This is a genomic window from Gallalistipes aquisgranensis, from assembly GCF_014982715.1.
In the GTDB taxonomy this organism is placed as follows: domain Bacteria; phylum Bacteroidota; class Bacteroidia; order Bacteroidales; family Rikenellaceae; genus Gallalistipes; species Gallalistipes aquisgranensis.
Genome location: NZ_JADCJY010000001.1, coordinates 767,809 through 780,011, shown reverse-complemented (window position 1 = coordinate 780,011; position 12,203 = coordinate 767,809). Strand labels below are relative to the sequence as shown.

Genomic DNA, 12,203 nt, shown 5'->3' with positions numbered 1-12,203 from the left:
CGACTATTTTCCGGTCAGAATATCCATAAAGTGGGAGCCTTCGATCTCCCCAAACCCTCCGTCCCGCACGGAAAGTTCATCGAAACGTTCCACGCCGTCCGGCTCGATCCCCGCCCCCCAGATCAGGAAAGGCACCGGGTCGGATGTATGGGTCCGCAACCGACAGGGCGTAGGATGATCGGGCAATACAGCAATGCGCACCGGTTCACCCATCCCCAGCACCGCCTCCACCACGGGTCCCACGGCGCGGAGGTCCAGATACTCCACCGTCGTCTTTTTCAACTCGTAATCCCCTTCGTGGCCCGCTTCATCGCTGGCCTCGATATGCAGGAATACGAAATCGTCCCGGCGAAGCGCTCCGATGGCCGCTGCGGCCTTTCCCTCGTAATTCGTATCGTACAGCCCCGTAGCGCCCTCCACGTCGATCGACTTCAGACCGGCATAAATACCGATCCCCTTGATCAGATCGACCGCCGAAATGACCGAACCACCGGCGAAACCGTACTTTTCGGAGAGGGTTTCCATCCGGGGCCGGTAACCCGGGGACCAGAGCCAGATTGAATTGGCGGGGTCCTTTCCCTCGGCCCTCCGCCTCACGTTCACGGGATGAGCGGCCAGCAACTCCTGGGAGCGAAGAATCAAATCATTCAGAAAATCGGCCGTTCCGCGGGCCTCTCCGACCTCCGGACGGATCATGACATCGGCGAACGGAACGCCGGGCACATCGTGCGGCGGCGTACAGACGAGACGCTTGTCTCCCCCCTTCATTTTCAGCAGGTGCCGGTAGGAGACTCCCGGGAAGAAACCGACCCGGTCACCGCCCAACTCCCGTTGCAGGAAAGCGATCAGTTCGTGCGCTTCGGCATTCGCGATATGGCCGGCCGAATGATTTTTGATCCGGCCCTCTTCGACACAGATCAGATTGCAGCGCATGGCCATCTCCCCCTCCGCGATCGGCACGCCCATGCTGGCCGCTTCGAGCGAGCCGCGTCCCTCGAACACCTTCGCCACATCGTATCCCAACACCGAAAGGTTGGCGATCTCGCTGCCCGGATGGAACCCTTCGGGAACGGTGTGCAACATTCCCGTCCGCCCCTCGCGGGCCAGACGGTCCATCCACGGCGTTTCGGCCGCCTGCATCGGCGTGCGGCCGCCGGGCGATCCGACCGGATCGTCGGCCATGCCGTCACCCAGTATGATGATGTATTTCATGGCGTCAGATATTGGCTATGCTGATAATGTCCGCGAAAACACCGGCAGCCGTCACTCCCGCTCCCGCACCGTATCCCTTGATCTGCATGGGATACTCCCGGTAACGTTCCGTAGTCAGTGAAATCACGTTGTTGCTACCCTCCAGATTGTAGAACGGACTGAGACTGTCCACCTCGCGCAGGGCCACTTCGGCACGGCCGTTATCGAGCGTGGCGATGAAGCGCCAACGCCGGCCGGCCGCCTCCACCTCCCGGCGGCGGCGTTCGAAATCGGCATCCACCTCGGGAATCGTACGCCAGAACTCCTCGACGCTCCCTTCGAAATATTTTTCGGGAATGAACAGATTTTTCTTCACGTCCGACTGTTCGATACGGTAACCAGCCTCGCGGGAGAGAATCACCAGCTTCCGGATCACGTCCGTCCCGCTCAGATCGACCCGAGGATCGGGCTCGGCATAACCGGCCTCTTTCGCCATGAGGATCGCCCGGCTCATCGGCACGGTCTCGCTCATCACGTTGAAAATATAGTTGAGCGTACCGGACACGACCGCTTCGATCTTCAGAATCTTATCACCGCTGTTGATCAAGTCGCTGATCGTATTGATGATCGGGAGCCCGGCCCCGACGTTGGTTTCGAAAAGGAATTTCACACCCCGTTTGCGGGCCGTACACTTGAGCTGGCTGTACACCTCGTATTCGGACGAAGCGGCGATCTTGTTGGCCGTCACGACCGAAACGTTGCGGTCGAGCAGCCGCTTGTACAGCGCCGCAATATCGGGACTGGCCGTACAATCCACGAATACGGAGTTGAAAATATTCATCTTCAGGATTTCGTCCGCGAATCTCTCCGGCGAAGCGTCGTTCTCCGATTCATCCAGCCGCTGACGCCACCGCGAAAGGTCGATGCCGCCCCGGTCCACGACATATTTACGGGAGTTGGTGATCCCCACGATCCGGATTTGCAGCGAATTGTCCTGCTGCAACTTGAGTTGCTGCTGGCGTATCTGGTCCAACAGATTGCGCCCTACCAGCCCCACACCCGCCACGAAGATATTGAGCACCTGATAATCGGAGAGGAAGAACGAATCGTGGATCACGTTGAGCGCCTTGCGCAGACTCTCCACGGCAATGACGAACGAGATATTGGTTTCCGAAGCACCCTGTGCACAGGCGATGACGTTGATGCCGTTCCGTCCGAGCGTGCCGAACAGCTTGCCGGCGATACCGGGCGTGTGTTTCATGTTTTCTCCCACGATCGCCACGGTGGCCAGGTTACGTTCCTGTTTGATGTTGTTGATCTCCCCCTGCACGATCTCCTGCCGGAACTCCGCGTTCAGCACCTCCACAGCCAGATCGGCGTCGTCGTTGCGAACACCGATCGAAGTGGTGTTCTCCGAGGCGGCCTGCGAAACGAAGAAAACACTGATACCGGCCTTCGAAAGCGCCTTGAATATCCGGTAATTGACACCGATCACACCGACCATGCCCAGTCCCCGGATCGTAATCAGGCAGGTGTCGTCCACCGACGAAATCCCCTTGATCGCTTTGCTGGCATCGTGTACTTTCTCTTTCGAGATGAAAGTCCCCGGGGAGTCGGGATTGAAGGTATTCTTGATGATGATCGGGATATTCTTGTGGTAAACGGGGAAAATGGTGGGCGGATAGATCACCTTCGCCCCGAAGTTGCAGAGCTCCATCGCCTCGACGAACGTCAGCCGCTCGATCACGTAGGCATTGCCGATCACCCGGGGATCGGCCGTCATGAAACCGTCCACGTCCGTCCATATCTCCAGAATCGAGGCCTGGAGCACGGAGGCGATGATGGAAGCCGTATAGTCCGACCCCCCACGCCCGATATTGGTCACATCGCCGCTATGGGCGTCCGAGGCGATGAATCCCGGCACGACGGCGATACGGGGCAGACGGGCGAATGTCTCCGCCACGAGCCGGTCGGTGCTTTCGAAATCGACCGTATGCTTGTTATAATAGTCCCTCGTCTTGATGAACTGCCGCGCATCGTAGAGGACAGCGCCTTCGATCACACCGCTGATAATGGTCGAAGAGAGACGTTCGCCGTAGCTGACGATGGTATCGGTCGTTTTCACCGAAAGGTCCTGGATCAGAAAGACCCCTTTGAAAATATTGGTCAACTCGTCGAGCATCGTGCCGACCCGGGCACCGACCTCCTCCTTCTTCTCCGGCAGCACCACGTCGCGGACCAGTTCCCGGTGCCGCGCGACGATCTTTTCCAGTTCTTCCCTGTAACGGGGATCGGCGGCTGAAGCCAGCCTCGCGGTCTTCAGCAGATGATCGGTAATGCCGCCCAGGGCAGAAACCACCACGACCACTTCCTCCCGGCAGGATTCCACCACCTGCTTTACTTTCAGCATCGCCCCCGCGGAACCTACGCTCGTTCCGCCAAACTTCATTACCTTCATATTCTGTTGTCCGTGTTTATTAATCCGCAATTTTATAAAAATTTTAACAAAAAACCTAATCCGGACCGCCGGAGACCGAAAAAAGAGAAAGGCACGGTCCGATTTTCTCGCGGAGATTCCCATCTTTTACTATCTTTGCCCCGGTTAACATTCACACAATTTATCAGATTATGGAACTGAAAGATATTCTGGCCATATCGGGTCAACCGGGCCTCTTCAAATTCATCGCCCAGAGCACGAACGGAATCATCGTGGAGTCGCTCGCCGACGAACGCCGCACCAATATACCCGCCTCGTCCAAAGTGAGTTCCCTGGGCGAGATCGCCATCTTCACCGAGGACGAGGATATGCCTCTGTCGAAGGTGCTCGACGCGCTGTTCGCCCACACGGCAGGCAAGGAGACCATCAGCCACAAATCCTCTCCCGACCAGATGAAAGCCCTGTTCGCCGAAGTGGTTCCCGAGTACGACCGCGACCGCGTACACGTGTCGGACATGAAGAAAATCATCTCGTGGTTCAACATCCTGGTCGGAGCGGGCATGACCCGATTCACCCCGGAAGAGAAAGCCGAAAAGGAAAATAACGCAGAAAAATAGACATGATACGGTCCGTGCTTCCATTCGTCCTGCTACTGACCGTCCTCTGCTCGTTCTGCGCATGCGGAGGCGACGATGACGGAAGTTGTGCAAAAACATCTCCCTTGCAGTTGCAGGACCGCCGATAAGATATCTCCGACACACAGAAAGCCCGACCTGAAGGTCGGGCTTTCTGTGTAAGCGAAGAGGCACCCTACTCCACCTTGAGGGCACGGCCGATAGCCAGCAGCATATACCGATAATGGTTCTTCATGCGTTCGGAAGCGCCGGTACGGAGAGCCCCTTCGTAGAGTTCCTTCATCCGGAGCAGCATACCGTAACGCTTGTAGTCGACCGCAGGCTGCACCATATATTCGACCCGGCGCATCGGCAGCACCCCCTCGACGCCGTCCCTCCACCGGTCGGACAACCGCACGCCCAGCCCCGGATAGCGGAAAAAGAGCGCACCCGAACGCAGGCCCCACGGATCGCCGGGATTTCCCGGCGCATCGGCAAAGGCGGCCGCCCTCCGGCGTGTCTGGGGCATGACGCCCGCACTGCGAATGACGTCGATCAGCAACAGGTGCTGCATGGCGATGTTGGCATCGGTCGATTCGCGGCCCGAAGCCACATCCCGCAGAATGTACCCGTAAAGGTCTTCCATCGCCTCGTCCTGCGTGTAGGGGTCGTCCGATTTCGAAGCGCTCAGGTCGAGCGTAGAGAGACTCTTGAACACCACCGTGCTCAGCATGTCCTGACAGTAATCACCCAGCGAGACCACTTCCACCACGTCTTTGTTGAGCCGGTCGTTATCGAGCCACGACATATCTTCCAGCCGCTCCAGCAGGAAACGGAGAGCCCGGCGCTGTACATCGCGCGGCACGGAGACATGGGACGGAAGCGTATCGCCCTCGTACTTTTCGTTCATGTAGATTCCTCCCATGTTGGCCGACACGTTGACGAAGGCGTAGTAGAGCTGAGTCATCACGCTCGCCTGAACGAGCGAACGGAAAACATAGTCGGCGTCCTCCTGCCCGATCCAACCGTCGGCATGGGCCATTACATAGGCATAGTTCTCCAGTTCATATCCGACCGCCTTCACCGGATCGTCGCCCAGATTGTAGGGCATGGCCCGGGGATCGAGTGCAACGGAAACGGGGGACGGCGTGTAGAGGCACATCGGATCGCCCCGCCGGACGGCGATGCGGCGGTCCAGCTCGGGAATCTCCTCTTCGGGCGTTCCCGCCCCGGCGACGGGACGGTACAGCCAGTCGACCGCATACTCGTCGTACACTCCGGGAGCCGTGTGGATCAACGCCACGCCACGTTCCTTGTCACCCGGCCGGGCGACCATGTTATAGGGTAGCTGGTCCATGATCGAAGCCGAAAGGCCGTAGCGCTGCGTATAGGAGGGCGAACGAAGCGAATCGACCGGCACACAGCATGAACCGGCGAAATTGTCGGCAAGACCGAGACAGGCCCCCACCTCCCGCGTCACGGCCGCCCCCAGCGCACGGCGGAACAGCCCGGGCGACATCTTCACACGGCGGGCATCGGGGTCGGCCGCTCCCAACTGCACGAACAGGTCGGTACGAATCCGCGAAGAGATATTGTGGGGAATGTAGATGGTGGCACCGAGAATCTCTCCGCTGCGGGGGTCGATCCGCACGGAGCTGGAAGGCACTTCACCCATCGTATAGGCATACTTGATACAGGAAAACTTCACGTCGTTCGGATCGAAGGCGGGATCGGCACGGGGATAGGGAACGGCCCTCACCGCGTTCCGATACCCGATTTTCTCGAACACCGCGTTCCAACGCTCCACGCCCTGCCGGATCGCATCGCCCCAGCCGGCGGGAAACGTATCGTCGATATAGAAAACGATCGGGCGGAGGGGGTCCGTCGCCTCACCCCGGGCGAAAGCGGCCGAATCGGCGGGCTTCAGATTCCACCGCGCGGCATAGTAGACCTCTTTAGCCTCCTGCTCGCGGTCGCTGTACATCATGTATCCCACGGGAATCGTCCCGATACGGGCGTCGCACAGGCGGGGCATCATCGTCTCCCGGGGCAGCAGCATGATCGACCGCCTGGCCAGCGCCGTAAAGGGACGGTTCTGGTTGATGACATAGTTCCCGAACCGGGACGAGAGGGTGAACGAAATCGAACTGAGCACGGAAACGTTGTCGCGGAAAGCCTCCACACCGCTCAACAGCGAACAGCCGGGCACATACTTGACGGTCGTGGCCAGGAATCCCCCGAAACTGTTGATACCGTAAGGATCGTGAGGGCGCATCGCCGGATCGCCGCTCACGAAAAACGAAGTGGCCTCGATAACGGAAGCTCCGTCCGGGGCGCTGCACTTCACAAGGAAAGCGGCGATCACCGGGTCGATATTGCTCCGGCGTACGGCCCGGAACACGGCGCTGTCACCCCCGGCCAGCACGTTGGAACGCACACGCCGCAGGTAGACGGTCGAATCGGTCCGGGTGAAGACCACGTGAAGCGGCTCGCAGGGCTGCTGTCCGGCAAATCCCTCGCCCGGATCGGAGCTCTCCTCGATGGTCGTCCCGATCAGCATCTCCCGGTTCAGCAGCGAATCGGGCAGCTCGATATAGAGTTTGTTTCCCTCGAACATGTGCAGCGTCATGAAACCGCGGGCCGTAGTCACCCGCTTGTCCTTGAACAGCTTTTCGTAGGGAGTGAGTTTTTTCGGGGCGGAAGCCTCCGTCCCCGCCTTTCCCTTTTTCCGCGCGGCAGCACGGCCGTCGGCGGGAAGTACGACGAGACACCCCGAAAGCAGAACGGAAAGGGCGGTCAATGCCGCAGGAATCGGTCTTTTCATCTCTTTCACGTCTATTTCAGGGTTTTCTCGATATTGTGCAGCATCAGGGCGTAGTGCATGCGGGTCTTCTCGTCGCCGCTGCCGGCCCGGCTCCTGAGCAGCCTCTGCACCCGGAGCAGGTTGGCATAGTTTTCAGCCTCGAGCGACTGCTTCACCACGTAGAGGATACGGGGCGGATTGTAGCCCGAAACGGGTCCCCGGCCCGCCGAGACATGATCTTCCCCACAATAGCAGAGGTTGTCGGCCAGCGACAGGTGGCCTTTCAGACAATCGGGAACGGCGATCGTATAGGGGTCGAACCCCCACTCCGTCTCCGCCCCGGCCGCGAAGCCTTTCGACAGGGCGCCCGTACCGGCATACTTCAGCCCGGCGGCCTTGCAGACCGCCAGCAGGTATTCGCGCTGGATCATCATCTGTTCATCCGTGAGCCTCTTTCCTTGCAGGGTGGGTCTCCACACGAAATCGTACACGTCCTTCATACACTCCTGCACGCTGTACGAATCGTCCGACAGCTGGGCCGAATTCTCCACCTTGACGGCACTCATCACCACAGCCCGGATAATGGCGATCTGCATGTGGGTCTTGGGTGAACCCACGAGCTGAATGTTGCGCATCAGACCGGCATCGTCCATCCACCCGAGGTCGCCGATCTGACCGAGCATGAACATCAGCGCCTCCCGCTGCTTCCGGCGGGGTACGCTCCGGTACGCCTCCACCGGATCGCCCACATGTTTCTCGTTCAGGTAAATTCCTCCCACGTTGGCGAACACATGGCTGATATAACGGATATACTGGCCGATGATCCCGCGATAGATCTCCGTGCGGTAGGAGTAGTCCCGGTCTTCGCCGTCCACCCACTCGTTCAGATGGGCCAGGATGTAGCGCAGGTTGCGGATACCGTATTCCGAAGCCCTCACAGGATCGTCTCCGAGGTCTTCCGTCTGCGAACGGGGGTCGATCACGGCCCCCTGCTGTTTGCCGTAGCGGAACACGGAATCGGCGGCCGCCTCCGTGATCCATTTCGAGGTGATTTCATAGACACCCTCGGGCGTGGAAGCCTCGTAAACGGGTGTATAAAGCCATTTCACCGTATAGTAATCGTAAACGCCGAACCGGGGCGGAGTCAGCTTCACGCCGCGCTCCAGATCGCCCGGCTGGGCCACGTAGTTGAATCGTGCGTAGTCCATGATGGAGGTGGTCGTCCCGTACTTCTGCGTAAAGGAGGGCGAACGGAGCGAATCGACCGGAATCACGGCCGAGGCGCTCATGTTATGCATGAATCCCAGGCAGTGCCCCACCTCGTGCGTCACCACATAGCGAAGCGCGTCGTCCATCACCTCGCGCGGCAGCTTTACCCCGCGCACCGAAGGATCGGCCTGCGCCGTCTGGATAAAACGCCAGTTGTTCATCAGTTTGATGATATCGTGGAACACGTAGACCGAGGCATTCACGATTTCGCCGCTGCGGGGGTCCACCCATGAAGGCCCCATGGCGTTGGCGATTCCGACCGGAGCGTAACGTATGCAGGAATACTTGATGTTATCGGGATCGAATTCGGGATCGTCCGCGGGAAACTCCTTCGCCACCACGGCATTTTTAAAACCGATCCGCTCGAAAGGCTCTTTCCACTGGTTCACCGCCTCGAACATGGGCCCTTTCCAACTGGCCGGGAAATCGGGGTCGATATAAAAGACGATCGGTTTTTTCGGCTCGACGGGTTCGCCCCGCCGATAGGCCGCCTCGTCCGAGGGTTCGAGCCGCCAGCGGTTGGCATAACAGAGCAGTTCGGCCTGCTGCTTCTGCTCGCTGTACAGGATTTTGGCCGTGGGGAAAACCGACATCCGGCTGTCGGTGAAACGGGGCTGGTAGGGCTCCTCGGGCAGCAATACGATCGAACGGGTCATCACGGCCGTGAAAGGCACGTCGGAGGCGATCACATTCCGACCTGCCCGGAGCGAATAGGTATAGCTCAGATGACTTCGGATCACTACGTTGTCGCTGAATGCCTTGATCTCCCCGAGAAACGACTTGTCGGACTGGTAGGAGGCCGTACGGGTCACCTGTCCGTAATAGAGGTTCTGTCCGTAGGGATCGAACGGGGTCATGGCCGGATTGTCGCCGAGAAACAGGTCGGTGGCGTCGAACACTACGGCCGTGCTGTCGGGATTCCACGCCGCGATGCCGTACGACTTGATGATGGCACCGATGCTGTTCTTTTCCAGCGAACGGGCGATGTTTTGGCTCTCACGGTCGGTGACATTGTCCCGTACCATGCTCCGTACCTGCACCTTGTCGCCCGTGCGGGTGAACCGAATCCAGAGCGGGTCGGTAGGTTTCGACCCGATCACGGCATCGCCGTTGTCCGAAATCTCGCTGACCGTCGATCCGAGCAGCATGTCCCGCTCCATCAACTCCAGGGGAAATTCGAAATAGAGTTTCCCCTTCACCTTGTGGAGGCGGATCATGCCGTCGGCCACGGGATGTTTCTCCTTGAACAGTTTGTCGTACTCGCTCTGTTTCTTCGGAGCGGCCGCAGCGGGGGCCGGGGCTTTTTTCTTCTTCCGTACGGCGGCCCCGCTCTCCGCAGGAAAGAGACAGAGGGCGGTCACGGCCAGACCGAAAAACAGAATACAGGATTTTTTTAACATGATGTTATATTTATTCATTATCGCTATTCTCTAAAAAACAGTTCCGGAGCGATGGCGAAGCATCGTTCCGGAGCTGATACAGTACGCTGTCGGGCAATCAATATCCGTAATAGCAATAGGCATTTTTCGGAATGTAGAAATCCATATCCACGACCTGTCCGAGTCCGGTGAAGGTTTTGATCGCGGGCGTATTTCCTGCCAGAACCGCACTCTCCGAAATGTCGAGCAACGCCGCCGAACCCGTCGAGGTTCCCACCATCATCCGGTCCTTGTAGGCGGTTTTGGCCAATTGAACGAGCGAACTGGCCAGGGGAATGTCCACGACCCCCGTACTCAAAGCCGTAATGCGGGAAGGTGCCGTATAAACCGACCGGCTCGTTCCATCGAGGATGTCGTAGGCATAGAGGGTGTTGTTGTCGGCCCCGGCCGTATAGAAGATCACCTCCTGTCCGCCGATGAGCACCTCGAACAGGCTCTGGTCATTGAAACCTTCCGTTTCGGGGAAAGCCTTGAAACCGAGCAGTTCGATCGCCACGGAGGTGGCGGAATTCATCTTATAGCTGAACGAAAGGATATAATATTTCCCGTCGACGGTCGATTTCAGCAGGATGTAATTGGTCGCCGTAGTCGCCACTCGGGTTCCCTGCGCCGCTGTGATACGCGCTCCCATCGCCTGCACGGTGTAATCGCCCAGACCGGCCGGATCGGGAAATTCGAGCCCCGATTCGGAATCGGTATCACCCGGTTTCACCGCTGCGGCCTCGGGAATCTTTACCGTACCGAATACGCCGAACTGGTCGGAAGCGCTACCGCCCGCATTGTAACCGTAAATACTCAGAAAACGGTTGTTCTGCTTGTCGTACAGCAAGGCGAAAGGTATATGACCGTAGGACTTCACGGTAAAGTGGTCGAACCCGTTCATCAGGGCAATGTTCATGCCGCCCTCCACGTAGACGGGCGTAGAACCGTACTTACCCGAATGGGCTACGGGAAAATTATTGTAAATACTGAAATCGCGCTGATAGACCTTTCCGTCCTCCGAAAGCACGATCGAACCGCCGTCGCGCTGGAAGCCGTCCACGGCCACGAACCCGGCCGGAGCCGCACCACCCACGAACTCCTCGTCGATCACCCCGATCTTGGCCATCGTAGCCTGGTCGATGCTGACGCTGCCGCTGCCCTGCAACACCTCCCACTCGTAAGTTACCGGGGAACCGTCATAGGAGACGATGCGTATCTTGCGGGGATCGGAACCGAGTTCCTCGCCGTTCACTTCGCCGTACACGTCCCGTACCAGTTCACCGGGCGTATTCTCATCCACCAGATTGACGTAACTGAGCAGCGATTTGCCGCCGTCGTCCGACAGGATGAACCAGCCTTCCGAGAAGGACGAGGTGATAACCAGTGTAAAAATCGAATTATAGCGCAGTCCGTGCGCTTCGTCGATCACCGTGAAGGTCCCCGAATGACGCCCTACGGGGAGGGGATCGATACGGAGTACGCGCTCGGAGGAAACCACCTCGCCGTCGATGTTCCATTCGTATCCCAGATCGGTCTCTCTCACCCGGTCCGTAACGATCCTGAATCCGGGCTCGATCTCGATCTGCTCATCGTACGCCCAGGTGAGGCGGATATTTTTCACCGTGTCGAAACGGGAGACCACGATGTCGTCACCCGGGGTGGAATAGTCGTAATTCCCCTTATCTTCGTAGCATCCCGTAGCCAGCACGCTGCCCAGCAGGAATGCGATCAGGAATCTGCCAAATATTTTCATCTTTTCTTCCTCGGTTAAGCGTTGATATTAATTCCGTCGAGCATCGGGGTGCCGTCTTTCTCGAACACCTCTTCCCCGTTGTCCTTCTTCTCGCGCAGATAATAGACGAACTGCCGGCACAGAGAAGCGATCTGGCTGTTGTCCATATCGGTCAGGTCGCTTACCTGGGTGGCCTTGATGAACTCCTCGTACTTCTCATCGGTATAAGTGCCCAGAAAAGCATTCGCGAAATCGTCGTTCCACCATCCCGGCTGGGAAATGATGTTCGAAACCCGGATGATGTGCAGCACATTGGTCGTGGGACCGGGCAGGTAGGCCCCACCCTCCACGATCCGCACGGCGATGTCCAGCTCCCGTTCGTCCATGGCGGCCACCTTCTTCACGGTCACGAAAGTGGTCCCGTCGAACCGGCCTGCCTGGATCACCGGATCGGGATCGAGTTCGTAAGCCTCGGCCGGGGCCGTCGTCCGCGCCGGGTCGACCGACAGTTTGTAGCCCAATGTCTGGGTCGGGGTCACACCCACGATCTCCACGGGCAGGGAGACGGTGTACTCGGTCTGTCCGGGAACCGTCTTGAACGAAAAACGGGTGATCTCGGTCGAATCCTCCGTGAAATAGACGTAACTCCTGCTGCCGTCGTACACGGGGATCGTCTCCTCCGAGCAGGCCCCCAGTGCGAGAGCCGCAGCCACAATATATATCAGTTTTCTCATAA

At 58.6% G+C, this 12,203-nt stretch carries 7 protein-coding genes; 1 reads left to right on the top strand and 6 read right to left on the bottom strand.

From position 1 onward, the window contains the following. Nucleotides 1-3 precede the first annotated feature (3 nt). Entirely contained in the window at nt 4-1,212 is a 1,209-nt protein-coding gene (locus INF32_RS02795; protein WP_226386896.1) for a cofactor-independent phosphoglycerate mutase, read from the bottom strand. Nucleotides 1,213-1,216: 4 nt separating this feature from the next. Next, nucleotides 1,217-3,649 (bottom strand): bifunctional aspartate kinase/homoserine dehydrogenase I, encoded by a 2,433-nt coding sequence (gene thrA / locus INF32_RS02790; RefSeq protein WP_226386895.1) that lies wholly within the window; start codon nt 3,647-3,649, stop codon nt 1,217-1,219. Nucleotides 3,650-3,819: 170 nt separating this feature from the next. Here thrA and INF32_RS02785 point away from each other — a divergent pair, with 170 nt between their 5' ends. Continuing rightward, on the top strand, nt 3,820-4,245 hold the full coding sequence (locus INF32_RS02785) for a DUF5606 family protein (RefSeq protein WP_226386894.1): 426 nt from the start codon (nt 3,820-3,822) through the stop codon (nt 4,243-4,245). 193 nt (nt 4,246-4,438) lie between these two features. On the opposite strand, the gene INF32_RS02780 is transcribed toward INF32_RS02785, so the two are convergent. The 4 genes from INF32_RS02780 to INF32_RS02765 all read right to left on the bottom strand — a co-directional run bounded on the left by INF32_RS02780 (nt 4,439) and on the right by INF32_RS02765 (nt 12,201). Next, a complete protein-coding gene (locus INF32_RS02780) occupies nt 4,439-7,066 on the bottom strand; it encodes a zinc-dependent metalloprotease (protein ID WP_226386893.1) in 2,628 nt (875 codons plus the stop codon). Between the two features lie 11 nt (nt 7,067-7,077). Further along, nucleotides 7,078-9,714 (bottom strand): zinc-dependent metalloprotease, encoded by a 2,637-nt coding sequence (locus INF32_RS02775; RefSeq protein WP_226386892.1) that lies wholly within the window; start codon nt 9,712-9,714, stop codon nt 7,078-7,080. Nucleotides 9,715-9,811: 97 nt separating this feature from the next. Then, nucleotides 9,812-11,488, bottom strand: a complete 1,677-nt coding sequence (locus INF32_RS02770) for a PKD-like family lipoprotein (RefSeq protein WP_226386891.1) — start codon at nt 11,486-11,488, stop codon at nt 9,812-9,814. A 14-nt stretch (nt 11,489-11,502) separates the two neighbouring features. Continuing rightward, nucleotides 11,503-12,201 carry a DUF4843 domain-containing protein gene (locus INF32_RS02765; protein ID WP_226386890.1) on the bottom strand — a complete coding sequence of 233 codons (699 nt, stop codon included), beginning with the start codon at nt 12,199-12,201 and terminating at the stop codon, nt 11,503-11,505. Nucleotides 12,202-12,203: the final 2 nt, after the last annotated feature.